The organism is Pseudarthrobacter sp. rb, from assembly GCF_056389225.1.
This window is the reverse complement of sequence record NZ_JBWJAR010000005.1, coordinates 201,398-227,192: the sequence shown is the minus strand read 5'-3', so window position 1 is coordinate 227,192 and position 25,795 is coordinate 201,398. Positions and strand designations below refer to the sequence as shown.

Annotated in this window: 23 protein-coding genes and 1 pseudogene; 7 read left to right on the top strand and 17 right to left on the bottom strand. The window is 67.1% G+C overall.

The genetic code is table 11. The features are described 5' to 3' along the window. Window positions 1-19: 19 nt before the first annotated feature. Window positions 20-973, bottom strand: a complete 954-nt coding sequence (locus ACWRN3_RS09360) for a 2-hydroxyacid dehydrogenase (protein WP_255174168.1) — start codon at window positions 971-973, stop codon at window positions 20-22. A gap of 45 nt (window positions 974-1,018) precedes the next feature. Continuing rightward, window positions 1,019-1,150: pseudogene (locus ACWRN3_RS09355) on the bottom strand (SDR family NAD(P)-dependent oxidoreductase); the annotation flags it as partial. Window positions 1,151-1,267: 117 nt separating this feature from the next. Between ACWRN3_RS09355 and ACWRN3_RS09350 the strand changes: the two are divergent. The 4 genes from ACWRN3_RS09350 (at window position 1,268) to ACWRN3_RS09335 (ending at window position 5,246) form a co-directional block, all read left to right on the top strand. After that, on the top strand, window positions 1,268-1,744 hold the full coding sequence (locus ACWRN3_RS09350) for a hypothetical protein (protein ID WP_476740446.1): 477 nt from the start codon (window positions 1,268-1,270) through the stop codon (window positions 1,742-1,744). Window positions 1,745-1,754: 10 nt separating this feature from the next. Then, on the top strand, window positions 1,755-3,674 hold the full coding sequence (locus ACWRN3_RS09345; RefSeq protein WP_255174166.1) for a glycoside hydrolase family 15 protein: 1,920 nt from the start codon (window positions 1,755-1,757) through the stop codon (window positions 3,672-3,674). A 73-nt stretch (window positions 3,675-3,747) separates the two neighbouring features. Then, window positions 3,748-4,047, top strand: coding sequence for a DUF4193 domain-containing protein (locus ACWRN3_RS09340; protein WP_018772148.1), 300 nt, complete (start codon window positions 3,748-3,750; stop codon window positions 4,045-4,047). 128 nt (window positions 4,048-4,175) lie between these two features. Next, window positions 4,176-5,246 carry a quercetin 2,3-dioxygenase gene (locus ACWRN3_RS09335; RefSeq protein WP_476740445.1) on the top strand — a complete coding sequence of 357 codons (1,071 nt, stop codon included), beginning with the start codon at window positions 4,176-4,178 and terminating at the stop codon, window positions 5,244-5,246. 160 nt (window positions 5,247-5,406) lie between these two features. Here the strand turns inward: ACWRN3_RS09335 and ACWRN3_RS09330 are convergent, their stop codons facing one another. The 4 genes from ACWRN3_RS09330 to ACWRN3_RS09315 are packed head-to-tail and all read right to left on the bottom strand — an operon-like array spanning window position 5,407 to window position 10,207. Next, a complete protein-coding gene (locus tag ACWRN3_RS09330; protein ID WP_476740444.1) occupies window positions 5,407-6,642 on the bottom strand; it encodes a DUF3500 domain-containing protein in 1,236 nt (411 codons plus the stop codon). Next, on the bottom strand, window positions 6,620-8,386 hold the full coding sequence (locus tag ACWRN3_RS09325; protein ID WP_476740443.1) for an FAD-dependent monooxygenase: 1,767 nt from the start codon (window positions 8,384-8,386) through the stop codon (window positions 6,620-6,622). The genes ACWRN3_RS09330 and ACWRN3_RS09325 overlap by 23 nt, the downstream gene beginning before the upstream one ends. Beyond that, the gene (locus ACWRN3_RS09320) at window positions 8,386-9,267 is read right to left on the bottom strand and encodes a fumarylacetoacetate hydrolase family protein (RefSeq protein ID WP_255174162.1); all 882 of its coding nucleotides are present in this window, start codon (window positions 9,265-9,267) and stop codon (window positions 8,386-8,388) included. Before ACWRN3_RS09320 ends, ACWRN3_RS09325 begins: the two co-directional genes overlap by 1 nt. Window positions 9,268-9,325: 58 nt before the next feature. After that, window positions 9,326-10,207 (bottom strand): alpha/beta hydrolase fold domain-containing protein, encoded by an 882-nt coding sequence (locus ACWRN3_RS09315; protein ID WP_476740442.1) that lies wholly within the window; start codon window positions 10,205-10,207, stop codon window positions 9,326-9,328. A gap of 144 nt (window positions 10,208-10,351) precedes the next feature. On the opposite strand from ACWRN3_RS09315, the gene ACWRN3_RS09310 reads away from it, so the two are divergent. After that, entirely contained in the window at window positions 10,352-10,699 is a 348-nt protein-coding gene (locus tag ACWRN3_RS09310) for a hypothetical protein (protein ID WP_476740441.1), read from the top strand. A 25-nt stretch (window positions 10,700-10,724) separates the two neighbouring features. Further along, window positions 10,725-10,964: a hypothetical protein gene (locus ACWRN3_RS09305; RefSeq protein WP_476740440.1), complete on the top strand. Its 240-nt coding sequence runs from the start codon at window positions 10,725-10,727 to the stop codon at window positions 10,962-10,964. A gap of 19 nt (window positions 10,965-10,983) precedes the next feature. Here ACWRN3_RS09305 and ACWRN3_RS09300 read toward each other — a convergent pair whose 3' ends face one another. From ACWRN3_RS09300 to ACWRN3_RS09280, 5 genes are all read right to left on the bottom strand, one after another. After that, a complete protein-coding gene (locus ACWRN3_RS09300; RefSeq protein ID WP_476740439.1) occupies window positions 10,984-11,466 on the bottom strand; it encodes a hypothetical protein in 483 nt (160 codons plus the stop codon). Then, the gene (locus tag ACWRN3_RS09295; protein WP_476740438.1) at window positions 11,463-13,928 is read right to left on the bottom strand and encodes a molybdopterin oxidoreductase family protein; all 2,466 of its coding nucleotides are present in this window, start codon (window positions 13,926-13,928) and stop codon (window positions 11,463-11,465) included. The genes ACWRN3_RS09300 and ACWRN3_RS09295 overlap by 4 nt, the downstream gene beginning before the upstream one ends. 95 nt (window positions 13,929-14,023) lie before the next feature. Further along, on the bottom strand, window positions 14,024-15,022 hold the full coding sequence (locus tag ACWRN3_RS09290) for a bile acid:sodium symporter family protein (protein WP_476740437.1): 999 nt from the start codon (window positions 15,020-15,022) through the stop codon (window positions 14,024-14,026). Between the two features lie 258 nt (window positions 15,023-15,280). Then, window positions 15,281-16,678, bottom strand: coding sequence for an MFS transporter (locus ACWRN3_RS09285; RefSeq protein ID WP_476740436.1), 1,398 nt, complete (start codon window positions 16,676-16,678; stop codon window positions 15,281-15,283). Window positions 16,679-16,793: 115 nt separating this feature from the next. Then, window positions 16,794-17,729 (bottom strand): dihydrodipicolinate synthase family protein, encoded by a 936-nt coding sequence (locus tag ACWRN3_RS09280; RefSeq protein WP_476740435.1) that lies wholly within the window; start codon window positions 17,727-17,729, stop codon window positions 16,794-16,796. A 166-nt stretch (window positions 17,730-17,895) separates the two neighbouring features. Here ACWRN3_RS09280 and ACWRN3_RS09275 point away from each other — a divergent pair, with 166 nt between their 5' ends. Continuing rightward, window positions 17,896-18,921 carry a LacI family DNA-binding transcriptional regulator gene (locus ACWRN3_RS09275; RefSeq protein WP_476740474.1) on the top strand — a complete coding sequence of 342 codons (1,026 nt, stop codon included), beginning with the start codon at window positions 17,896-17,898 and terminating at the stop codon, window positions 18,919-18,921. 223 nt (window positions 18,922-19,144) lie between these two features. Here ACWRN3_RS09275 and menE read toward each other — a convergent pair whose 3' ends face one another. The 6 genes from menE to ACWRN3_RS09245 all read right to left on the bottom strand — a co-directional run bounded on the left by menE (window position 19,145) and on the right by ACWRN3_RS09245 (window position 25,722). Then, window positions 19,145-20,707: an o-succinylbenzoate--CoA ligase gene (gene menE / locus ACWRN3_RS09270; protein WP_476740434.1), complete on the bottom strand. Its 1,563-nt coding sequence runs from the start codon at window positions 20,705-20,707 to the stop codon at window positions 19,145-19,147. Between the two features lie 7 nt (window positions 20,708-20,714). Continuing rightward, a complete protein-coding gene (locus tag ACWRN3_RS09265) occupies window positions 20,715-22,040 on the bottom strand; it encodes an MFS transporter (protein WP_476740433.1) in 1,326 nt (441 codons plus the stop codon). 107 nt (window positions 22,041-22,147) lie between these two features. Then, the gene (locus tag ACWRN3_RS09260) at window positions 22,148-22,603 is read right to left on the bottom strand and encodes a MaoC family dehydratase (protein WP_224024406.1); all 456 of its coding nucleotides are present in this window, start codon (window positions 22,601-22,603) and stop codon (window positions 22,148-22,150) included. 53 nt (window positions 22,604-22,656) lie between these two features. Beyond that, entirely contained in the window at window positions 22,657-23,886 is a 1,230-nt protein-coding gene (locus ACWRN3_RS09255) for an acyl-CoA dehydrogenase family protein (protein WP_476740432.1), read from the bottom strand. 1 nt (window position 23,887) lies between these two features. Then, complete coding sequence (locus ACWRN3_RS09250; protein ID WP_476740431.1) at window positions 23,888-24,778, bottom strand: amidohydrolase family protein; 891 nt, start codon at window positions 24,776-24,778, stop codon at window positions 23,888-23,890. A gap of 2 nt (window positions 24,779-24,780) precedes the next feature. Further along, the gene (locus ACWRN3_RS09245) at window positions 24,781-25,722 is read right to left on the bottom strand and encodes an SDR family NAD(P)-dependent oxidoreductase (RefSeq protein WP_476740430.1); all 942 of its coding nucleotides are present in this window, start codon (window positions 25,720-25,722) and stop codon (window positions 24,781-24,783) included. Between the last annotated feature and the right edge of the window lie 73 nt (window positions 25,723-25,795).

Sequence of the window (25,795 nt, the reverse complement as noted above, 5' to 3'; positions counted from 1 at the left end):
CATGAGATCGCGGCGGCCGTTAGAACGGGCCCTGCTGAAAGGGTCCCTGCTGCACCAGGTTGTCCGGGGTTTGGCCTGTCGCCAGGGCCTCGAGCTGCTGTTTCAGGAGTTTCAGGATTCGGGGCTCAAAGGCCGAGGCGTTGCCGCCCACGTGCGGGGTGATGAGGGCGTTCTCCGCGGACCACAGAGGGTGGCCGGCGGGAAGCGGCTCGGGATCGACCACGTCGATGGCGCACTGGAGGCGGCCGGAGACCACTTCGCGGGTCAGCGCCTCGGTGCTGATGACGGCGCCGCGGCCCACGTTCACTACCAGGGCTCCGTCGGGCAGGGCGGCCAGGACGTCCCGGCCCACCAGGTCGTGGGTGTTGTCGTTCAGGGGCAGGACGGAGACCAGGATGTCGTGGTCCGCGGCGAGGGCCACCAGTTCGTCCGGGCCGTGAACCTGCCCGTCGGCGTCCGTGCGGGCCGTGCTTCCCACCCGGGTGATGGTGACCTCGAAGGGTTCCAGGCGGCGGGCCAGTTCCTTGCCGATCCCGCCGATGCCCAGCAGCAGGACCTTGCGGTCGGCCAGGGACTGGCGGCGTTGCGGCCTCCAGCTTTCAGCCTGCTGGTCCTTGACAGCCTGGTCGATCCCCCGCAGCTTGGCGAGGATGAGGCCCACGGCCAGCTCCGCGGTGGCAGCTGCATGGACGCCCGAGGCGTTTGCCACCGCGGCGCCCGGACCGGCGGCCTCGCACACGCCGTCGTACCCTGTTGACTGCGTCTGCACGAACTTGAGGTCCGGGACCTTGCCCAGGGAACCCAGCACTTCCCCGGCGTTGATGTACGGCAGGATGACGCCGTCGATCCTGCCCAGGTCCCCACCGGGGGCCTCCTTCATGTCCCAGACAACCCCGCGCAGGCTTCCGGGAAGCGGCGACAGGTCGGCCAGGAGCTGGGAATCGGGAAAGCTGACGGTGTGCACATGCTGCATTGGCGGGGACCTATCGGTTGGTGGTGGTTGAAGTGCGGGCGGACGTCAGGCAGTGGGCTCGCGGCGGTCAAAGGTCAGGCCGCCCGGGACCTGGAAGATGGGCATGAGCTCAAGCATGCCAACATTCACGTGCCGCGGCGTCTCAATGGCGTAATCAAGGGCGTTAACAACGCCATCAGGCCCTCGGAATCGGGGAGCGGGTGTGCTGGCCCGCGCTCACTCTTGACAACCTCCGCGGATGCTTCTAAATTCAAGATAATCTTTTTTAGAACGACCAGGGCTGGACGGCATGACATGGACTGGCAAGGATGGGACCTGTTCGGGCTCCTGGCTACCGCCGCACTGACGGTCATCATGATCGCGGCCCAGATGGCCGGCCTGACCCGGCTCGACCTGCCTCTGGTCCTGGGCACCCTGGTGACGCCTGATCCCGACCGGGCCCGTGTTGCCGGCTTCTTCATCCATCTGGCTGCCGGCCAGGTGTTTGCCCTCGGTTATGCCGCGGCGTTCTCCCTCCTGGGCAGGGCAACCTGGTGGATCGGCGCGCTGCTGGGCCTGCTGCACGTAGCCGTGGCCCTGACGGTCATCCTGCCATTGCTGCCCGGTGTCCACCCGAGGATGGCATCCACCCGCGCGGGCCTGTCCACTACCGCCGTGCTGGAGCCACCGGGACTGCTGGGTTTGAATTACGGCATCCAGACACCGGCGGTAGCCATCGTGGCGCATGTCGCCTACGGGGCCGTGCTGGGGCTTCTGCTGAGGGCGCTGTGAGCAGGCAGCCGTGAGCATCGCATTCGAGCGGAAGCCCCGCCCTTCGATGGAAGAACCTTCCGTGACCGGGCCGCCAAAGCGGCACCCCGCCGTCGCCCCCTCCCCCGTCCCCACGCGCGAACCAAGGCCCTGGCAGCCCGCTGCCATCGCCGACTACGGCATGCTCGGCGACACCAGGACGGCCGCCCTGGTGTCCTCCAAGGGGTCGGTGGATTGGATGTGCGCTCCGGCGTTCGACGGCGAGCCAATCTTCGGCGCCCTGCTGGGAGGAACGGAAGCGGGCCAGTTCGTCGCCGGACCCGCCGGCCCCGCCCACCTGCTCCAGCGCCATTACCGCGGGAATACGGCAACACTGGAAACGACATGGTCCGCGGGCGGGGCCCGGCTGACGCTCACCGAAGCGATGGTGGCCGAAGTCTCCGGAGCCCTGCTGCCCACAACGCTCCTGGTGCGCCGGCTCACCGCCCACGGCGGCCCGGCAGCCGCCGTCGTCCGCTTCACTCCACGCCTGGGTGAAACCCACCGCGTGCCACGGATCAGCCGGCGGGCGCGGGACCTGGTGTGCGAATGGGGACCGCTGGCCATAGCGCTGGGCTCCAGCGAGGGGTGCCCGCTCCCCGACGGCGAAGAACAGACGCTGGTGGTGCAGCCCGGCAACCCGGTGACCCTGGTCCTGTCCATTGCCTACGGCGAGCCGCTGATTCACGTGGACCCCGAGGCGGCCTGGCACCTGGTGCTTGAGGACGAGCAACGGTGGGAAGCCTGGTCCGGGGAGGTGGACGCCGACATCCCGTTCCGCGGCCAGGTCCTGCGGAGCCTGCTCACCCTGCGGCTGCTCACTTATTCACCGTCCGGGGCTCCAGTGGCCGCACCCACCACGTCGCTGCCCGAAAATCCGGGCGGCATCAGGAACTGGGACTACCGGTTTGCCTGGCCGCGGGACGCCAGCATCGGCGTGGCCGCGTTCCTGCACGCGGGCAAGACGGATGTGGCCCGGAACTTCTTCGGTTGGCTGCTGCACGCCAGCCGGCTCCAGCGGCCACGGCTTCCGGCGCTGCTCACACTGTCCGGCCGGCCGGTCCCCCGCGAGCACGAGTTGCGCGGCTGGCCTGGATATTTGGGGAGCGTACCGGTGCGGACGGGCAACGGGGCGGCCGGGCAGCACCAGCTGGACGGTTACGGCTGGGTGCTGGACGCCGCCTGGGTGCTGGTGCAGGGCGGGCACCGGCTGTACTCGGAGACGTGGCGGGCCATGCGCGGTTTCGCCGACAGGGTGGCGGCGTCCTGGGCCGCCCCGGATGCAGGGATCTGGGAAATCCGGGATGATGCCGCCCACCACGTCCACTCCAAGCTCATGGCGTGGCTCGCCCTGGACCGGGCGCTGCGCATCGGTGCCACCCACCACCTGGGCGCGCGGCAGCGGCAGCGCTGGCTGTCCGCGAGGGACCAGCTGGGCGCCGAAGTCCGGAGCCTGGGCATCGACCCCGTGCGGGGCACCTACACGCGGACCTATGGGTCGGCAGACCTGGACGCGGCATTGCTGGTCCTTCCGCTGATTGGGCTGGAGGACCCGGACGCTGACGTGGTCCGCCAAACCGTTGACGCGGTGCGGGCCGAGCTCGGCGCGGGCGGGCCCCTCCTGTACCGGTATCCGCCCGGCCAGGACGGGCTGGAGGGCGGTGAGGGCGCCTTCCTGCCCTGTTCCTTCTGGCTGGTGCAGGCCCTGGCCCTGACGGGCAGGGGCCGGGAGGCGGTGGAGACCTTCCGGGCGTTGCTGGACCTGGCCTCCCCGCTGGGACTCTTCAGCGAGGAACTGGATCCCGCCTCCGGTGCCTTCCTGGGCAACTACCCCCAGGCCCTCACCCACGCCGCCCTGGTGCAGGCCGCGCTGGCCCTGCGGGAAAACAGCAACATCCGGAATGGGAATTAGTTGCGCCCATCCGGCGTTGTCGATCTGTCCAGAACAATCTGGACATCAGCAGCTGGACAGGAGAACACACCACATGTCAGTTGACTACGACGCTCCGCGGGTGACTCCCGAGGAAGAGCCGAACGTCGCCTTGGAGGAGCTGAAGTCCGACAAGTCCGGCCGCCGGGAGGCCGCTCCCGACATGGACGAAACGGATCTCGCGGACAGCTTCGAGCTGCCCGGCGCCGACCTCTCCAACGAGGAACTCCTCATCCAGGTGGTCCCGGTGCAGGCAGACGAATTCACGTGCATGTCCTGCTTCCTGGTGCACCACCGCAGCCAGTTGGCCCGTGAGAAGGACGGCAAGAAGTACTGCAAGGAATGTGAGGGGTAGCAGGGGGACGATGGCCGGCCACGTTCGGATTTCAACTAATGGAATCAGGGCTCGTGGCCGGGGGCGTGGGACAGCCATGATGTAGGTCACGCTCCGGCAAGGGCCGGCCGACTGGAAAGAAGGAAACCATGTCCCTCAGCGTTGAGGAAATGAACAAGCAGCTCCCGGTGGCCAACGCGCTGCCCGGCGAGGCGGTCCCGTATTACATGGCCTCGGGCGAAGGCGCGCGCTACGAGATCAACGGCCAGCTGGTCACGGTCATCGCCCGCGCTGCCGACACCGGGGGCATCTTCAGCGCTGCCTACATCTCCGGCGGCATGGGCGCTGAGTCCCCGTTTGTCAGCCACACGGTGGAGCACAAGACGCTCTACGTTTTCGACGGGATCCTGCACGTGTGGCTGCCGGGCGAGAGCCGCATCCTCACCCCCGGCGACTCCGTGGTCATCCCGCCCAACACGCCGCACGCTTACAGGATGGCCAGCCACTACACCCGCTTCCTGAACTGGATGACCCCCGGCTGCGGCGAGGCCTACTACGAGCGGGTGGGCACGCCCATCGATTCGCACGTCCCGCCGGCGCGCCCTGGCCACAAGGCCAGCCTGCAGGAGCAGGCCGAGGTGGGTGCCGAGTTTGGCATCACGTTCCCAGACGTTGAGCGGGTGGCGCCGTCGTTCAAGCACGACGCCGGGCTGCCGCCCACACAGAGCCCGTACTTCCTCACTGCCGGGGAGGGTGAGCGGATGGTCAGCTACCAGACTATGTTCACCTACCTGTCCCGGCCCGCCAACACCGGCTCCAACTACTTCGCTGTGCACACCAAGGGCGCCAAGAGCCCCTATATCCCGCTGCACTTCCACTCCCAGCACACGGAGAACTTCCTCTGCACCGAGGGCCGGATGTGGCTCTATGCCAACGGCCGCGAGATGCTCCTGACGAAGGGCGATTTTGTGCACGCCCCCGCCGGGACCATCCACTCATTCGCGCTCGATGCCCACAACACCCAGATGGTGGGCTTCCTGACCCCTTCGGTGTTCAACGGCTTCTTCGAGTACTTCAACGAACCCACGGAGGACTACATGTACACCGAGGGCGGCGAGCCCTACATGGACATGGACGGCTTCGGGCGCGCCCAGGCCGAGATGGACCTGACCGTCGTCGGCCCGCCGCCACAGCGCCGCGCAGCACTGGACATCCCCTAACCCACAGTTAACACAGAAGGCCCGGACTTCCGAGAGGAAATCCGGGCCTTCTGGTCTTTGAAACCCATCGATTGCTGAGTAACTGCCGTTATGGCGCCCCAAAACGGCAGTTACTCAGCAATCGATGGTGGGTGGGGTGGGTTGGTGGGTGGAGAGTGGGTCAGGAAGTGGCCTGCCTGACGAGTTCGCGGCCGTAGTCATTGCCGTTGGGGGTGCGGACCACGGTGTGCATGTGGAAGGGGGCGGGTTCATCGTTGCCCAGGAAGACGCCGGTGTGGTGGTCCAGTTCCAGCACCACCACCTGGCTCTGGACTCGGAAGTAGAAGGCCTCCTCCCCTTCCCAGCCGCCGATCCAGCTGAAGAACGTCTCTGAATAGTGCTCCTGGATTTCCCGACGCCGGGCGGCACGGGGACCGTCCGGAAGGTAGGCGATGAAGTCCTCCACCACCGCGTCGAGCAATTCCCGGGCCCCGGCCGGCAGCTCGGCCACCCGGATGCCCTCGTACGGGATCACCCTGTTGTCCTGGAAGCAGCCGCCCAGGTGCCGCTCGTCGCCCGGGTGGAGGCGCTCCTCGGGCATGGCCGGATCCACCATCTCCGCATAAACAACGGCCCGGGACCGCAGGTCCGCAGGCAGGGCGACCATCAGCTGCCGGGCCAGGGCGATGCGCTCCTTGAACACCTTGACACCCTTGTGCGGGCCGGCGTCGATCATGTCCGGTTCGGCCCCCATGAACACCGGCGAGATCACCAGCTGCGTCCCGGCCACCAGGCAGTTCAGCGCCGCGTGGTGGCCAAACAGCTGCCACCCCCACGGTTCCGTCTCGGAAGGCTCCCCAAACAGGGCGAAGTTGTAGCTGAACTCGTTCATGAGCAGCGGCAGCTCCACCAGATCACCCAGGAAACCGTTGATCCGCATGAGGTTCCGCACCAGCTCAAACCCGGCCGGGCTCAGCGAAGCCTCCACCACGCCCAACACCGCGTCCCGCACGGGACCGGCAACCTCGTCCAGACGGAGTCCGGTGTCGTGCTGCATGAATTCGGGGTTGGCCCAGCTCTGCCACTCCGGCGCGTCCACGGCGTAGCAAAGCTTCCCGGCCTGGTCTGCGGCGACAGCGCCAAGCAGCTTCCGCGCCGCAGCCTCCATGTCCGCCGTGGGCGCTTCCTCCCCCGGCCGGGCAGGAGCCAGCGGATACAGGCCCTCCCGGCGGACGCCGTCGCTGGTGATGCCCGTGAACGGCTGGGGATAGAGCTTCCGCCAGCCCTCGATCATGGGCCCGGCGAACGCATCGGTCTTGGCCGCCTCGGCGTATTCGCGGGCGTCCAGCCCCCGGATGTCCGCCACGCGGGGGTGGTCCGGGGCAAAGAGGAAATCACGGAATGACGGCGTCGACACGGGCGCTCCTGGTCTCGATGGAAGGTGCAGATTCTTCAGGACGTGCGGAAGGGACAGCCGGCGTCCAGCCCGCGGCGACGGACAACGCTGCGGCGGCCTCCACCGGGGAGTTGCCGCGCCAGGCCACGTGCTGGTCGGGACGGACCAGCAGTGCAGTGGCGCCCCACAGGTCCGCAAGGTGCGTGCCGTCGTCGGAAGGCCCGACGGCGGCGACGGTCACCGGGATGCCCTGCCGGGCACCGGCTGCCAGGACCGGCTCGAAAACTTCGACGGCGGGCACCCCGCCCAGCGACCCGGCGTCGGCCAGCAACGTGAAACCCGCACCAAGGGCGCTGTACAGGGAGACCGAATCCGCCAGCCAGGCGTGCCGCAGCAGGGCCCCCGGAACAGCGGACGGAACGTAACGGATGGGGTCCTCGTCGGGGAGGGCCGAACCGTCCGGTACCACCACGGATGAACCGCCGTAGTCGTAGCCCAGCACCAGGCCCAGGGAATCGAACTCGCTCTGCTTCACGGCGAGCGCCCGGTGGGCCGCGTCCCGCGCGGCTTCCCCGGCAGGGCCGGCCGCAACCAGCTCCGGGTCTGCGAAGTGGTAGGCCAGGGCCTTGCCGTTGGTGGCGGCGTCGCGGATGGTGCGCGCAGCCACCGGCCGGCGTTCCGCCCCGTAGCTGGCAAGGAGTCCTGGCCCGGCCCAGCCGTTGATCGTGGCGGCGAGCTTCCAGGCCAGGTTGGCGGCGTCCCCGATGCAGGTGTTGAAACCGTGGCCGCCCCAGGGCGGGTTGAGGTGGGCGGCGTCCCCCACCAGGAAGACGTTGCCGCGGCTGTATTCGGGAGCCAGCAGCATCCGGGCCGTCCACGGGTCGGTGGCCACCACCTCGATGTCCACATCCGAGCCCACCAGGGAGCGGACCATCGCGGCTGCCTCCCCCGCAGTGACGGTGACGGACGGATCCACGCCCTGGACGATTGCCCACCAGGTGCCGTCACGGTCCATGGGCCCCACCATGCCGGAGGTCTCCGAGCCCACCACCCAATATTGCACCGCCGGAGCCAAGGAGACAGCTGACGTCAGCGATTCCGAGCGGAAGAGGATGCTGATGTTGGACAGCTCGGCGGACCCGCCTTCCAGCCGCAGCCTGAGGCTGCGGCGCACGGCGGAGGACCCGCCGTCGGCACCGATGACGTACTCGGCGGCGATGGTGCGTTCAGCACCTTCTGGATCCCTAACGACGACGGCGCGAGGTTCCGTGGCTGCCCCGCCTTCAGGGACGTTGACGCCAGTGACAGTCCAGCCGGCCAGGAACGTCACCAGCGGGTGGCTTTCGACGGCGGCCCGGAGCACCTCCTCGAGGACGGGCTGGGGCACCTGCTGGCCGCACTCCGGCTGCGGCCCGTACCTGCCGGGGACCAGCTGGAAGGCGTTGCGGAACCGGCGCAGCTCGTACGCGGAAGGGCCGGTGAGGCCGGTGCAGAAGATGACGTCCTGGGCGTACTCCACCGGCAGCGGCGAAGCGTCCCGGAGGACCTCGGCGAGGCCCAGCCGGCGCAGGTGCGTCATGGTACGGGCATTGGTGGTCTTGGCGCGCGGACGGGTGTGGTCCAGCGCTGTCCGCGGTTCGATGACGGTGCTGGGCACCCCGCGGGAGGCGAGGTCCAGGGCCAGGAACAGCCCGCTGGGGCCGCCGCCGGCGATCAGGACCTGCACCTCCGCCGGCAGGTCAGCAGCGGTATGGAAGGAGTTCATCAGGCACGGCTCCGGAGGGAAATGTCGCCCACCGGCGTGGTCAGGGTGCCCAGCTTCTCGATCTCCACTTCCACGGTATCGCCGGGCTGCAGGAGCCACTGCGGGGTGCGGGCGTAGCCCACGCCTTCGGGGGTGCCGGTGGCGATGACGTCACCCGGGTGCAGGGTGAAGGTTTCGCTGATGAGCGAGATGATGGCCGGGACGGAGAAGATCATGTCCCGGGTGTTGCCGTTCTGGGCTTCGATCCCGTTGACGCGGGTGCGGACCTGCAACCCGTCGCGCAGGTCACCCACCTCGTCGCGGCTCACCACGGGACCCAGGGGGCCGCTGAAATCGCCGTTCTTGCCCAGGGTCCACTGCGAGGTGAGCTTCTGGGCCTTGCGGGAGGTGATGTCGTTGAACGTGGAGTAGCCAAAGACGGAATCCGCGGCGGTGTCCTCGTCGGCGGACTCCACGCGGCGGCCGATGTAGGCGGCCACTTCGCCTTCCCAGTCCAGGCCTTCCTCGCCCGCCGGGACGGGGACCGGGACGTTGCCCACGGACAGGGAGGCCGTCCAGCGGGCGAACAGAGTGGGGTAGGACGGCAGTTCCTGGTCCTTGAAGCTGCCCTCGGCTACGTGCGCCTTGTAGTTCAGCCCCACGCAGATCACGCGAGCGGAGGCCGGGACCAGCGGCACTTCGGTGACACTGCCGCGCTCCAGCCAAGTGCCGGCGTCGGACGTTTCAGTGTCTGCTGCGCCGGCAACCAAGGCTGCTGCCTTGTCCTGCCAGCCCTCGGCGTCGGCCCAGAAATCGTCGACGGACGTGAGCGGGAGGACGCGGGAGCCGGCGAGCGCCGCTGCCCAGGGTCCGCCGTGGTGGGTGATGCCGATGAACTGCATTAGAGGCCTTTCGGTCTGGTCCGGGGTGCGCGTATTGCCCCGGCATGGTGGTGGGAAATCAGTGCTGCTTTGCCTGGCGGCGGAGGAAATCGATGGTGGCGGCAATGGCCTGTTCCGCGTCCTCGCTGTTGCCGTCCGGGCTGGCCCACATGTGGTCCGCGCCGTCAAGCAGGAGGAGTTCGACGGCGTTGCCCGCGCCTTCCAGCGCCCCGGCCAGCGAGGTGGACTGGGCTACCGGGACGAAGCGGTCCGCCGTTCCATGGATGAGGAGGAAAGGCGGGGCGCCTGCGTGGACGTGGCTGAGGGGGCTTGCGGCCTTGGCCTTGTCCGGGGCGTCGGCCGGCTGCGCGCCGATCAGCAGCGCTTCCCGGGATCCGGGATCATCCGCCCGGGCCACGGCATCCGGCCGTGCCTGTCCACCCATCCGGAGGAGGTCAGTGGGCGGGTACCAGGCCACGACGCCGGCAACCGAGTCGTCGCTGGCGGGCCCGTCATATCCGGCATGGCCCGGAAGCTCCGCTGCCCCTGCGGTCAGGCCCAGGAGGGCAGCGAGGTGGCCGCCGGCCGAGTCTCCCCAGGCGTAGATCCGGTGCGGGTCCACGCCGTACTCGGCCGCGTGGGTGCGGAGCCAGTCGACGGCTGCCTTGGCGTCCTCCAGCTGGGCCGGGAACGTGGCAACCGTGCTGAGCCGGTAATCGGCCGAAGCCACCACGAACCCGGCATCCGCGAGCTGCTCGATGGGGCTGAGTCCAAAACCGTCAACAGCGGGGCCCAGCGAAGACCGCTCCCCCGTCCGCCACCCGCCTCCGTGGAAATGGACCACCGCCGGCCGGCCGCCCTGGTGCGTTTCTCCTGCAGGAAGGTAGAGGTCCAGCAGCAGCGGCTCCGCGTTCTGTGGCCGGGCGAACTCAATCCCTTTGAGGATCTGCCGTCCCGTCATCGTTGACTCCATGTGTAGCGCGCCGTTTCTGTGCTGTATTTACCGAACTGCTGAATGACCTGGGCGGGGCCCGCAACGGGACCCGCGTTCATGGACTCAACTCTGTGCCATGGGCCGGGCTGCACGCGCCACCAGTTTCACTGAATGAAACTGGTTCGCTCCGCCCTGGATCCTGCCAGCGGGTGGGGGCGCCGGGGGTTGAACCTGACGCGGCGTCAGGTCCTACGGTGGGCGGTATGGAACAACCGGAAGAACCCCGCTGGAGTTGGCGAGATTGGCGCCCTGGTGGACGGGCCGGAAGGAAGTTCCGATTCCCTGCAAAAACTGCTGCTGAGGCAGCTCGATGCCTTGGGCGAGCAGGCCTTGCAGCTGGAACAGCCTCAGCGGACCGTCCGGGAGCTGCTGGCACGCCTCAGCGGGCAGGGGCACGCCGAGCCCACCTATTTCATGACCGTTTTGGAAAGGATGACTGGGGCAGGAGGCCGCCGATGAATCACGGACCGAGTGGGCGGGCCTCGTGCAGGAAGGCCTGCGGCAGGTCGACGGCGGTGTCCCCGCCGTCAGCCCCGAGGCCCGGGAGCTGGTGCGCCGCTGGGATGAGCTGGGCTCGCGTTTCCACAGCAGCGAGGGCACCAAGGAAGCCGCCCGCGCGATGTGGGCGGAGAACAGCACCGAATTGAGCCACGCCCTGCCGCGGACCGCGGAGCAGCTGCAGGCCCTGGTGGCGCACCTCCAGGCGGCGCGGGAGACGCTCTGAAAGTTCCCGCAGCCGGCGCTTAGCTGACCAGGATCTGGGTGGCGGATTCCTTCAGCTTCCCGTTGGCCCACTTCATCTGGCGGATGGTCTGCGGGTGGCACTTCTCCGCCAGGGCCAGGAGATTCTTGTCCTTCATCCCCTGGGCGGCCTGGGCCAGCAGTTCCCAGTCCGCTGACACCCCGCAGGCCTTCAGGTAAAGCTCCCGCAGGTCGCGCAGCAGCAGCATGCCGGTTTCGGGGCGCCGGCCCACCATTTCGCTGCCCTTCTCCCTGATGGTTTCCATCCGCCCTGCTTCGCCGCGGGGCTCCGGATCCAGGTTTTGGCCGTAGTTCTTGGCGATGTCCGCGATGTCCCGGACGTGCTGCTGCGACCAGCGCGCCAGGTCCCGGGCCAGGTGGTAGATCTCGTGGTCCACCTTGTGCCGCTCGGAGATGACCAGCAGGTGGTGTGCCAGGTCATTCTCGGAGCGGTGCATTTCCTCCAGTACCAGCCCGAATTTCATCGTGCCCCTCCTGCCGTGCCGGTGGCTTCGTCCGCCAAAGCGGTGGGTAGGCCCTTGGTCCTGGCGGCTTCCGGGAAGACGCCGGCGGGTGCCGACGCCGTGGTGGTGGGCGCCGGAGAGGGCCCGTCGCCGCCGGAAATGCGGGTAATGCGTGCTGCCGCCGTCTTGAAGATGGGCTGCTTGGACGCCGCATCCCAGTCGGTGATGGTCAGTTCGTTCGCTGCCCGCCCGGCCCCGTCCGGCTGGTGTCCGCCCTTGGTGTCCCAGTAGCCGTAATGGAAGGGCAGGAAGAGGACGCCGTTCCGGATGCCGCTGATCCGCACCCGCGCACGGACCGAACCGCGGGGTGTCTCCACCTCGGCAAGGTCACCTTCGGCGATCCCGTACGTGCCGGCGTCGTCCGCTGACAACTCAACCCACACGTCAGGCGCGGCCGCCTGCAGCTCCGGCGCCCGTCCCGTCTTGGTGCGGGTGTGGAACTGGTAGAGCGTGCGGCCGGTGATGAGCTGGAGCGGGAAGTCCTGGCTGGGCAGCTCGTGCGGCGGCATGTATTCGGCGGCCTTGATGATGGCCTTGCCCTCCGGGTTCAGGGCCTTGTACTCCGTGGGTTCCACGGGCGCACCGGTGATGAGGTCGCGGCCGTAGGTTTCGCAGTAATCGGGGTGCGCCCAGAATTTTCCGTCAGCGTAAATGCGTTCCGTGCCGTCCGGGTTCTCCTCGTTGCAGGGCCACTGGATGCCGGAGCCGCCGCGCAGTTTGTCGTAGGTGATGCCGGTGTAATCGCAGGGCCGGCCGCGGGTGCAATCCTTCCAGGCCTCGAAGGCGGACTCGGGGTCGTGCCACTTGATCAGCGGCTGCCCGTCCTTGTCCTGCAGGCCCATGCGGTGGGCGTAGTCGATGAAGATCTCCAGGTCCGGCCGGGCCTCGCCCGGCGGGTCAACCGCCTTCTCGGAGAGGTGCACGGTGCGGTCCACGTTGGTGAAGGTGCCGGTCTTTTCGCCCCAGGTGGCAGCGGGAAGGACGACGTCGGCCAGCTGGGCGGTCTCGGACAGGAAGATGTCCTGCACCACCAGGAACAGGCGGTCCTGTTCAAGGATGCTGCGGATGCGTGCCAGCTCGGGCAGCGAGACGGCGGGGTTGGTGCCGCTGACCCACAGCATCCGAATGGAGCCGTCCTCCACGTACCGCATCATCTGCATGACGTGCGTGGGCGGGGAGTAGTGCGGGATGGACATGGGGTCGATGTTCCAGACCCGGGCCAGGTCCTGGATGTGCGCGTCGTTGGACCAGTTCCGGAAGGCGGCGAGGTCGCCGTCGGCCCCGCATTCGCGGGTGTTCTCGGCGGTGGGCTGGCCGTTCATCTGCAGGATGCCGCAGCCGGGTTTGCCCAGCATGCCGCGGATGATGTTGACATTGTTGACCTGCACGGCGGCGGCCGTGGCCTGGTTGGACTGGTAGAAGCCCTGCAGCACCGTGGACAGCAGCCGCTCCGCGTGGCCAATGATGCTGGCCGCCTCGGAGATCTGTTCCGCCGGGACACCGCAGATCTCCGCCACGAGGGCAGGCGGGTAGTTCTTGACCTCTTTTTCGAGCTCGGAGTACCCCACGGTGTGCGCCTGGATGTACTCCTGGTCCACCCAGCCGTTGGTGATGATCTCGTGCAGGATGCCGTTCATCAGCGCCACGTTGGTGCCGGGCCGCGGCGCCAGGTGCACGGTGGCGGCCCTGGCCACGGGCGTCATGCGCGGGTCCACGCAGATGATCTTGGGCGGGTTGGGGCCGGCCAGCCGGTCCAGCATTCGGGTCCAGAGGACAGTCTGGGTTTCGGCCACGTTGTGCCCGTACAGGGCGATGACATCGGCGTGGTCCACGTCCGTATAGGAGCCGGGCTGCCCGTCGCAGCCGAAGGATTCCTTCAGCGCCTCCCCCGCAGTCGCGGTGCACAGACGCGTGTTGCCGTCCACGTGGTTGGTGCCGATGCCGCCGTGGGCCATGGTGCCCAGGGTGTAGTACTCCTCGGAGAAGAGCTGGCCGGTGGTGTAGAAGCCGAGGGCGCTGGGACCCTGTTCCGCGAGCAGCGCCTTGGACTTGTCCACGATACGCTGCATGGCGGTGTCCCAGTCCGTTTCCACCAGCTTCCCGCCCTCGCGGATAAGGGGTTTGGTGAGCCGGTCCGGGGAGGCGTTCGCCTGCCAGCCGTACAGGTCCTTCGGTCCCAGCCGGCCGTGGTTGACGCGGTCCACGGCCCGTCCCCGCACGCCCACGATCCTGTTGTCCTTGACGGCGATGTCCATGGCGTCGCCGTTGGAGTGCAGGAGCGAGGCCGTCTGGACCCACCGGTCCACGTCCTCCGGCGCCACGCCTTCGGCCAGGTGGGTATCGACCCTGACCGGCCAGTCAGCGCCGCTGCCGTACGGCGTCCGTGTCCCCCATGGTTCAGCTATCCGGTCAATCCGAGCCATCTGTCCATCTCCTTACAGGAACCGGCGGACAGCGTCGAAACGGCGCTGTCCCTACCGGATCCTGTACCCAGGATGGCTGGCTGGAAACGTGCCCTTTAGGCCTGCTTGTCCTGCAGCGGGCGCCGGGCCAGCCAGGCGGCCACGATGGCCCCGGAGATGTTGTGCCACAGCGAGAAGACCGCGGACGGCAGTGCGGCCAGGGGCGTGAAGTGGGCGGTGGCCAGCGTCGCGGCCAGGCCGGAGTTCTGCATGCCCACTTCGAACGCGAGGGCGCGGCGGGCTTTGTCGTCCAGGCGGCCCAGCTTGCCGGCAAGGTAGCCAAGGCCCAGTCCGAATCCGTTGTGAAGCACCACGGCGAGGAAGACGATGGCCCCGGCCTCAATGATCTTGTTGGCGCTGCCGGCCACCACGATGGCCACGATCAGGGAGATCACGACGGCGGACGCCCACGGCAGCGCGGGCAGCACCTTGGCAACGAGCTTCTTGAGGAAGACCCGGGCGAGGAGGCCGGCCACCACCGGGAGCAGCACGGTCTTGACGATATCCAGGACCATGCCGGCAGCGTCGATCTGCAGGTACGAGCCGGCCAGGAACAGGACCAGCAGCGGGGTGACGATCGGGGCGATCAGGGTGGAGACGGAGGCCACGGCCACGGAGAGGGCAACATCGCCCTTGGCCAGGAAGGCCATGACGTTCGAGGCCGTGCCGGAGGGTGCGCAGCCCACCAGGATCACGCCGACGGCCAGCTCGGGCGGGAGGTTGAGGGCGCCCGCGATCAGCCAGCCTGCGCCGGGCATGATGATGTAGTGCGCCACGATTCCCAAGGCCACAGCCCACGGCCGCTTGGCCACGGCGGCGAAGTCCGGCGGGGTGAGGGTCAGGCCCATGCAGAACATGATGATGCCCAGCAGGTAGGGCACGCTGGGGGCCATGGGCTTGAAGACTCCGGGGAGCATGAAACCGAGGATGCCGGCAACGACCACCAGGATGGGGAACACAGTCACCGCGATGCGGGCGATCCTGCTTTCCGCCTCGAGCGCGGGATTGACGGGTGTCCCGTCCGGGGACTTCTGGGGTTTAGTTGCCTCAAGCATCCAATAATGGTGGCACTGTCCTATAGGACTCCGCCAATTGATGACCGTGAACGGTAACAACGGCGGAATCCCGCGGCAATGCGCCTTTGAGGTCGACGCCTTGGCCGCCGAAGCGCAGCGCGAGTGTCCTCAAGACGGAGCACCTGGGATCTGGGCGGAACGGGAAGCAATGATCCGAGGGTAGTCCTTGACTGGCAACGGCAGCGCCACGGACCGGAGCTGGTTCGTGGCGCTGCCATTGAGGCGGGTGCTAGGGAGTTAGGGCGAGAGTTCCTCGAGGACCCGGCCTTTAGTTTCGATGGCGAAGAAGATAGTCACCAGGCCACCTATGAGGGCAACGACTGCGAAGACGGTGAACACCAGGCTGATTCCGTAGTTGTCCACGATCCAGCCGACCAGGATGGGGCCGATGGCGGAGCCTGCCCGGAGCCAGGCGCTGCCGAAGCCCGTGCCGATGGCGCGGAGCCGGGTCGGGTACAGCTCGGCGGAGTAGAGGTAGAGCGAGAAGGAGATGGTCTGCAGGATGGCGTAGGCGATGCTGGCGAATACTACGACCTGTGTCGCCGACACGGCGCCGAGGGCTGTGAGGATGACAAGAGGGACGGTCGCGGCCAGGAAGGCGAATGTGTACCAACGCTTACGGCCTACGCGGTCGATGAGCAGCGCGCAGAGGATGGATGCCACGACGCCCACGGCGGAGGTGACCCAGCCGTAGGCGAGGCTGGTCTGCAGCGACAGGTTGAATGTCTGCTTGTAGAGGGTCGGCAGCCAGGTGACCAGGCCGTTGTTGACCATGTAGACGCAGATCCAGAGCATCCAGATCATGAAGGTGCGCTTTTTGTATATGCCTGAGAAGAGTTCGCGCCAGCTGGTGCGGGCGGTGGCCTTCGGATCCACGGGGCGGATGACGGGCTCGGAGAGGGTGTGTCCTGCCTTGAGTGCTTCCTTTTCGAGCATGGTGACGACGGTTTCGGCTTTGTGGACGTGTCCGCGGGAGGCTAGCCAGCGCGGTGATTCGGGCATCAGCCACCGCATCGGGATGGTGAGCAGGGCCGGGACGATGCCGACGATGAACATGGCCTTCCAGCCAACGACCGGGACGAGGAAGTATCCGGCGACGCCCGCGAACATGAGACCGACAGGGAAGATGACCTCGTAGAGCAGGAAGAATCTGCCGCGCTTCTTGGCTCCGACGAATTCGTTGATGTAGGCGCTGGCGACCGGTACTTCGCCGCCGGTGCCGATGCCTTGGAGAAAGCGGAAGATGATCATTGACGTGGCGCCCCAGGCGAAGAGGCAGGCTACGTCCATGGAGACGAAAAGCAGGATCGTGATCAGCAGGACCGGGAGGCGTCCGATCCGTTCGGCGAGTTGGCCGAAGAAGAGTGATCCGAAGATTTGGCCGACGTAGCCGGCGGAGAGGATCATTCCGATTTCCCCGGCGGTGAGGTGCCATTCTGAGGACAGCTGGGGCATTGCGAATGCGATGGCCAGGACGGTGTAAGCGTCGAAGAACGTGGCTGACCCGATGACCACGCGGATGAGGGTCAGGCGTCGGGTGAGCGGGAGCCGTTCGAGGCGGGCTACGAGCTCTGCATTGATCCTGGCGGCGTTGGGGCCGCCAGCCATGGTTGTGGTGTTGTTTGGCTCGCGCATTGCGAGTCCTCCTTCTCCAGCGGTGATGCTGGGGTCCTCATTGACCAGAGTGGAGATGGCTAAAGCCTAGGGGAGGATGGCGGGAGTTGCTCCCGCCATCCTCAGGATCCGGGGATCAGGCGCTGACGGTGACCTTGCCGATGTTCGCGGCAGCGAAGGCTTCCGCGATTTCGGTTTCGGCGCCCTGGGGCAGGGGCAGGAGCGGGGTGCGCACCGTGGCGTGGTCCAGAATGCCGCGGTTCACGAGGCCCCACTTCAAGGCGACCGTGCCTTCCATGTGGGAGCCGCGGTGGTAAACGTTCTTCGTTACCGGGAGCAGCCGCTCATGGATTGCGTGGGCACGCTTGTAGTCCTGCGCCTTGCCTGCTTCGATCAGTTCGACGAGCAGTTCGGGGGCGATGTTGCCGTAGCCGACGAGCAGGCCGTCGACATCGAACATTGTCGGCAGCAGGTATTCGTCGTGGCAGGACAGGATCTGCAGTTCGGGGTAAGCGGCGCGCAGGGCGGGGATCTCGGTGTACCACCGGCGCATGTTCCGGACACCGTTCTTCGTCGCAAAGACTCCCTCCTGGCCGGCAATCTCCAGCTGGGTTTCGAGGTCGTAGCTTGCCTTGGTGTTGTCCGGGTACTGAAACAGGATCAGCGGCAGACCGGATTCGTCGTAAATCTCCTGATAGCGCGACTGGGGTGCGCCCTTCTGGTAGCCGAAGCGCAGCCACCCGTGCGAGGGGTAGACGAGACCAGCTGACGCGCCGGCATCGACGGCCTTTCTGGCTTCGAGGGCCGCTGTCTTATTGCCCTCCTTCGTGATGCCCGCTACAACCGGTACCCGGCCGTCGGTCGATGCTACGAACGCGCGGATCACGTCCAGCTGCTCCTCTTCGGTGAGGAACGTCCCTTCGCCGGCGTGCCCCAGAACGACGAGGCTCTTCACGCCCTCAATCGATCCGAGCCACGAACCCAGGCGCTGGATTGCAGCGAAGTCGACGGCGCCATCTTCGGTGAACGGCGTGACAGGTGCGGGGTTGAGTCCGCGGAGATCGAGTGCCATTGCAGCTACCTTCTTGTCTTCTTTGATGGTCGGTAGTCCCACTATGATGAGAACGTTTGCGGGAACGTTTTCAAGTTTGCACGTGTCGCAGCTCACTGTCAAGAGAACGTTTGCAAGAAGGAGGAATAGAGTGGCTGTAACACCCTTGCTGAAGAGGAGAACCGCGATGGAACGTCCCGCCCCCGCAGGGATTGTCACGCTCAAGGATGTCGCGGCTGCCAGTGGCGTGAGCATCTCGACCGCCAGCCGCGCGCTGGATGAACGCACCACCTCCAGATCCGCGGCGGCAGCCCATGTCCGGAAGATCGCGGAAGAACTCGGGTACCGCCGGAACTCTTTTGCTTCAAGTTTGCGGCGTGGTGAGACCCGCACCCTTGGTGTCCTTGTCCCGCGTTTGAGCGACACGGTTATGGCACTGATGTTCGAAGAACTCGAAAAGGCAGCGTCATCCCGGGGCTACTTTGCGATGGTCGCCACCAGCGGAGATGACCCCGTGGATGAACGCAGCGCGGCCGAAACACTCCTCGATAGAAACGTCGATGGGTTGATTCTCGCCACGGCGCGGCTCGATGACGAGCTCCCCCGACTGCTGCGTGAGCGCCGTGTAGCGCATGCGCTGGTGCTCCGAACTGACGGCATCAGTCCCTCTGCGCTCGGAGACGACGAGGTCGGCGGCTACCTCGCCACACGTCACCTCATCGACCTGGGCCATCGCAACATTGCTGTCGTTACCGGCCCCGCTTTCACCTCCACCGGAACCGCACGCTTGGCGGGAGCACGCAGAGCACTGAATGAAGCAGGCATCCAGCCGCGCGAAGAATGGCTTATCGCTGCCGGTTACGGCATCGAAAATGGCTACACGGCCGGCGAAACGCTCCTCGCAGGAGCACCGCAATCCCGCCCGACAGCCATCTTCGCCGCCAATGACAACATCGCCATGGGTGTGATGGCGGCAGCACACCGAAACGGGATCAGCATCCCCGACGATCTGGCATTGGTCGGATACAACGACACGCCACTGTCCGCCCGGCTGCCGACGCCCCTAAGCTCGGTGCACGTTCCCCTGGACCAGATAGCAGCCACCGCCATCGACCTCATCGTCAACCCAGGCATCGAACCACTCATCCGCCGGTCCATGCCCACTCTCATCCCACGCCAATCCAGCGGAGCGCCCCAGCGCACCGGTACGTGAAACAGCACCCTATGCCGCCCCTGGGGTTGTCTGGATGCGAAGTCGTTGACATCCACGGAAGCTCCGCTGATATCGAAATCGAGGTGGCGCGCTGCCTTCCACCGCGATCTCGGAGTCACCGTCCAGGTGGCAGCCCTTGGAAAGGCCGCCTGACAGCAGCCCGTTGTTTCAAAAACAGCTGCCCGCCCCGGAAACCGGGGCGGGCAGCTGTATGTCACTGACGTCAGAGCTGCTTGCGGAGCTCCATCTTGCGGATCTTGCCGCTGGCGGTGCGCGGCATGTCCTCCACCACCACCAAGGACTTGGGGATCTTGTAGCGGGCGAGCCTGCCGTCGAGGAAGCTGCGCAGCTGCTCCGCGGTCAGCGATTCCCCTTCGCGCAGAGTCACGATTGCCTGCGGGACCTCGCCCCATTTGTCATCCGGGACGCCGATGACGGCCACGCTGCCCACGGCGCCGTGCTCGGAGATGACCGCTTCCACCTCCGCCGGGTAGATGTTCTCCCCGCCGGAGATGATCATGTCCTTGAGCCGGTCCGAGACGAACAGGAAGCCTTCCTGGTCCCGGTAGCCCATGTCGCCCGAGCGGAACCAGGCCCCGTCCGCGTAGCTGGCCGCGGTGGCCTCCGGCCGGTTCCAGTACTCCTTGATCACGTTGGGGCCGGAGATCTGGATTTCCCCCACCTCGCCAGGGGCCACCGTGCCGCCCATGGGATCGGCGATCCGGAGGTCGGTAAAGAAGTGCGGCAGGCCCGCTGAACCGGCTTTCTCCCTGGACCGGTCGACGGGGAGCATGGTGACGCCGGGGGCTGTTTCGGTCATGCCGTAGCAGCTGGTGAAGCCGATGCCCCGGTTCTCGTACGCGTCCAGGACCCGGCGCGGAATCGCGGAACCGCCGCAGGTCAGCTTGTCCAGGGAGCTGAGGTCCGCTGCTGCCCATCCGGGATCTTCGCAGAGCAGCTGGAACGTCGTGGGCACCCCGTTGAGGGTGGTCACCTTGTGCTTCCGGACCAGGTCCAGGACCCTGGCGGGATCGAACTTGGCCTCGAGGACAACGGTGGCGCCCTTGAGGAGCATCGGCAGCAGCCCCATGTCCAGGGACGCCACGTGGAACAGCGGCGAGATCATCAGCGCCACGTCGTTGCGGTTCAGGTCCATGTCCACGATGGTGTTGATGCAGTTCCAGGTGATGTTCCCGTGCGTCAGCAGGGCACCCTTGGGCTTGCCCGTGGTCCCGGAGGTGTACAGGATCATGGCGCCGTCGTCATGGCCCACGGGCACGTCGGGGTGTTCAGGGGCAGCTGCCTGCAGTGCCTCCCCGTACCGTTCCACCGTGACGGAGTGTCCGACGGCGGCGGGTGACGTGGCGGCGGAAGGTTCCGTCCCGCCGTCGGCCGCGACGACCAGGCGGTGGGTCACCGCCGTCCTTTCCACCGCGGCCGATGCAGACGCCTCCAGGGCGTCGGCGCTGACCAGGAGCCGGGCTCCAGAATCCTGGAGCTGGAACTGCAGCTCGGGCGGTGCGAGCCGGGTGTTGAGCGGCACGAAGATGGCACCGAGGAGGCCGCAGGCGAAGAAGGATTCCACGAAGGAGGGGTGGTTATCGCCCAGGTAGGCCACCCGGTCCCCTTTGCTCACTCCCCTGACCCGGAGCGCGTTGGCCAAACGGTCCGTCCGGGCGGCGAGCTCCTCATAGGTCAGGGTGCCCGCTGCTGACAGCAGGGCCGTCTTGGTGCCCGACTTGCGGCGGCGGCGCTGCAGCCAGGAGCCAACTCCGTTGTTGTCCATGGTTCTCCTAACGGACCGTGGTGAGGTCGTTGTTCTTAGATTCCCGTGTCAGGGCGATGAAGACAATCGAGACCAGCGCCATGACGGAGAGGAACACCACTACCGGGAGGATGTTCTGGCCGGCGTCCTTGTAGAGGCCGGCGATGATGCCCGGGGTGAAGCCGGCGCCGATGAGCGTGGCCAACTGGTAGCCCACCGCGGCGCCGGTGTAGCGGGAGGTGGTGCCGAACTGTTCGGACACGAACGCCGCCAGCGGCCCGTAGAGGGAGGAGTGCAGGATCAGCGCCACCGTGAAGGCCACGAAAACCAGTCCCACATTGCCCGAGCCGAGCATCCCGAACATCGGGAAGAGGTAGGCGATGAACAGTGCCAGGCCGGCGATCATCACCGGTCGGCGGCCGAACCGGTCCGACAGGCGGCCACCCAGGAGGACGAAGACGATGGAAATGGCTGAGGCTCCGGCGAAGGCATAGAGCACGCCCTGCTGCGGTGCGCCCTTGGAGACGGCGTAGGTGACCGAGAACGTGGGCAGCACCACCTGCAGGCCGAACCCTGCGGCGCCGGCGAACATGATCATGATCAGTGCCTTGGGCCGGCGGAGCACGTCCAGCAGCGGGATCTTGCGCTTGGCGCCCTGTGCTTCTTCCTTGGCCACGGCCTCGGCGAAGATGGGGCTTTCGGAGACCCGGAGGCGGACGAACATGCCAACGATCAGGAGCACGAAAGACAGCAGGAACGGCACGCGCCAGCCCCAGGCCAGGAAGGCGTCCTGCGGCAGGGCCGAGAAGGCGCCCATCACCAGGGTGCCCAGCACGGCGCCGGTGGGGGCGCCGGCGTTGACGAACGACGCCGCGAAGCCGCGCCGTTTCGGGTCCGAGTGCTCCAGCGCCATGAGCGCGGCGCCGCCCCACTCACCGCCGACGGCGATGCCCTGGCAGACCCGCAGCAGCACCAGGATGACCGCGCCCCACGGTCCGATCACGCCGGCGCCCGGAATCACGCCGATGAGGGTGGAGGCGATGCCCATCATGGCCATGGAGATGATGAGCATCCCCTTGCGGCCCACCTTGTCACCGAAGTGGCCGAAGATCGCTCCACCCAGCGGCCTGGCCACGTATCCGGCGGCGAAGGTGGCGTAGGCGGCGACGACGCCCACCCATTCGTCCGTGCCGGCGAAGAAGACCTTGGGGAAGGCCACTGCTGCCGCTGTGGCGTAGAGCAGGAAGTCGTAGAACTCGATGGTGCTGCCCAGATAGCTGGACAGGATGACCGTACGCGCTTCCTTGCGCTTGGCGGCCGTGCCCGCAGGTGCGAGCGTGGTGTGTCCGGACATGGCTGTTCCTAAAGACGGAGGAATGTGGGGGTTTTTGGGGTTGCCTGAGGCGGCGGCGCCGGGGCGTACCGCCTGGGGTGGGAACTGTTGTTCCTTTTAGGAGCGGGCTACTTGTAGAAGCGGGCCAGGAATTCGGCGACGACGGCCGGGCGTTCCTGGCCTTCGATCTCGATGGTGGCGTTGACCTTGATCTGGGCGCCGCCCTTGACCTCGGCCACGTCGGCGATGGTGGCCTGCATGCGCACCTTGGAGCCCACCTTCACGGGAGAGGTGAAGCGGACCTTGTCCAGGCCGTAGTTCACCTTGGTGGTGACGCCTTCGACGTCGAACAGCTCGCCCCAGAACGGGATGATCAGGGACAGCGTGAGGAAGCCGTGGGCGATCGGGGCGCCGAACGGGCCGTCCTTGGCGCGCTCGGGGTCCGTGTGGATCCACTGCTGGTCGTCGGTGGCGTCCGCGAACTGGTTGATCTGGTCCTGGGTGATCTGGCGGTAGTCGGTGGTGCCGAGGTCCTTGCCGGACAGGGTGAGCAGGGTGTCGAAATCGACGACGAGATTGGGCATCATTGCCTCCTGGGCTGGTGTGTGGTTGTGGTGCTGTGCAGGTGTTGCAGGGCTTAGCGGGTGAAGGCGCTCTCGCCGGTGAGGGCGCGGCCGATGATGAGGGCGTTGATGTCGTGGGTGCCCTCGTAGGAGTAGACGGCCTCGGCGTCGGCATGGAAACGCGCGACGTCGGTTGCCAGGGTGATGCCGTTGCCGCCCACCACTTCGCGGGCCAGGGCTACGGTGTCGCGCATGAACAGGGACGTTTGCATCTTGGCCAGGGCGGAGTCCTGGTCGCGGTAGATGCCTTTGGCCTGCTGTTCGGTGAGCCTGACCACCAGGGAAAGGCTGGCCGTGACGTTGCCGAGCATGCGGGCCAGTTTCTCCTGGACCAGCTGGAAGGAACCGAGGGTCCGTCCGAACTGCCGGCGTTCGTTGACGTAGGCGAGGGCGGCCTCGAAGGCGCCGGCGGCGATGCCGGTGGCGATCCAGGCCACGTCCGAGCGCATGGCCCGGAGCATTGCCGCTACATCCCGGAAGGAGTTCACGTTGTGCAGGCGCATGGCCTCGGGGACGCGGACACCGGTGAGGGTGATGTGGGCGTTCTGCATCATCCGCAGCGAGGTCTTGCCCTGGAGTTTCTCCAGGGTGACGCCGCCGGCGGTGCGGTCCACGAGGAAGGCTTTGACCTGCCCGTCCGCGGTGTCCCGGGCGAATACTGCGAGGACGTCCGCGGTGGCGGCGCCGCCGATCCAGCGTTTGGCGCCGTCAAGGATCCAGCTGCCGTCGGGCTGCTGCCGAGCGGTGGTGGAGAGTCCGCCGGCGATGTCAGACCCGGATTCCGGTTCGGTCAGCGAGAACACGCCTTTGAGCGAGAAGTCGATGACCTTGGGCATCCATTCGGCCTGCTGTTCCGGCGAGGCACCCACGCGGATGGCGGTGCGGAACAGGCCGGCCTGGGCGGTGTACCAGGTGGCCAGGGACGCGTCCGTGCGGGCAAGTTCGAAGATCCGGAAGCCCTGGTAGATGCCGCGGGCCGGGCTGTGTTCTGCACCCGCGGCGCCAGTGAGTTCGGCTGGTTCCATGAGGTCCAGGTCGATCAGCGGCCGGGCGAGCTGCTCCGGAAACTCACCGCGTTCCCAGTACTCGGCCAGGAGGGGCCGGGCTTCCACATCCAGGAAGGACCGCAGCCGGGACAGGACCTGGCGCTCCTCGAGCGTGAGCAGGGACTCGGCGTCATACCAGTCCGCTGCCTCGTAGAGCCGGGCACCCAGGGCGGCCTCCGCCGTCGTCAACGTGCCCATCTCAGGCCCCCAGCCCGAGGAGGCGGACCGCGTTGTCTTTGAGGATCTTGGGCCGGACCTCGTCCTTCAGCGGCAGGTCCGCGAACGCGCCGAGCCACTTTTGCGGCGTGATCAGCGGGAAGTCGGTGCCGAACAGCACCTTGTCCTGGAGGTAGGAGTTGGAGGCCTTGACCAGGGATTCCGGGAAGTACTTGGGCGACCAGCCGGAGAGGTCGATGAAGACGTTGGCCTTGTGGGTGGCGATGGAGTTGGCCTCGTCCTGCCAGGGGACGGACGGGTGGGCCATGATGATCTGCAGGCCCGGGAAGTCCGCGGCCACAGCGTCCAGCAGCAGGGGGTTGGAGTAGGCCAGCTTGATGCCGAAGCCGCCGGGAAGGCCCGCGCCCATGCCGTTTTGGCCGGTGTGGAAGATGGCGGGCAGGCCCAGTTCCTGGAGGGTTTCCCAGAGCGGGTAGAAGCGCTCGCTGGAGGGGTCGAAGCCCTGCAGGGAGGGGTGGAACTTGAAGCCGCGGGCGCCGAGTTCGATGGCCTGGTGCTTGGCGCCGGCGATGGCGTCCTCGCCGGTGCGCGGGTCCACGCTGCCGAACGGGATCAGGACGTCATTGTTCCGGGCAGCACCGGCGATGAGTTCGGGGATGCTGTTGGGCTCGTGCTTGAGCTGGGTGCGGGCGTCCACGGTGAAGACGACGGCGGCCATGTTCAGCTCGCGGTAGACCTCGGCGATGCGGTCCAGGGACGGGGTGCGGTCCTCGGCCTTGAAGTACTTGGCCGAGGCTTCGGTCAGTTCCTCCGGCAGGGAGCCGTGGCCGCAGCTGTCCACTTCGAGGTGGACGTGCATGTCGATGGCATCGAGCTTTGCCGGGTCGATGCCCAGTTCGTAGCGGTCGGCCATGGTCAGCGGGCCTCGGCGGGCTGTGCGGGCTTCAGGTCCTCCGGCAGGGGAAGGAATTCTTCGCCATACGTTTGGAGCGTTTCCGCGGTGAACAGGTGGCCGGCGTTTTCCTGCAGCGCCTCGTAGCTCCAGCCGCCTTCGCGGTACTCGGTGGTGGCCGCTTCCGGGTGGGTCCAGACCTGCAGCCGGTCACCGCCGGCGCCGATGGCCTGGCCGGTGATGTTGGCTGCCTCGTCGGAGGCGAGGAAGGCAACCAGTCCGGAGACGTCGTCGGCCGTTCCAAAGCCAAGGTCGTGCCGGAAGAAGGACGGCATGGCGTCGCCGCGCTCGTCCGCTTCCACGGCCTTCTGGAAGTAGGGCACGGTCTTGGTCATGGCAGTGGCGGCCACGGGGATGACGCTGTTGACCGTGACGCCGGCCTTCTTCATTTCCAGCGCCCAGGTGCGGACCATGCCCACGATGCCGGCCTTGGCGGCGGCGTAGTTGGTCTGGCCGAAGTTGCCGCGCTGGCCGGTGGGTGAACCGATGGTGATGATGCGGCCCCGGACGTTGTGTTCCTTGAAGTAGGCGTAGGCCTCGCGGACGCAGGTGAAGGTGCCCTTGAGGTGGACGTTGATCACCAGGTCGAAGTCCTCGTCCGTCATTTTGAGCAGGGACTTGTCGCGGAGGATGCCGGCGTTGGTGACCAGGATGTCCAGGCCGCCGAAGGTGTCCACGGCTCCGGCCACCAGCGCCTTGGCGGCATCGGTGGTGCCCACCGGAACCACCACGGCGGTGGCGCGGCCGCCGTCGGCCTCGATCTGGGAGACGGCCTGCGCGGCGGTGTCGGCGTTGACGTCGTTGATGACGACGGCGGCGCCCTGGCTGGCGAGCTCCCTGGCGTAGGCGAGGCCGAGACCCTGCCCGCTGCCGGTGACGATTGCAACCTTGCCGTTCAAGCTCATGGCCTGCTCCTTCGCATGCGCCGGCCGAAGCCGTTGGGGTGGTCCCACTGCGGTGTGAGATCCTTGTTGGAAT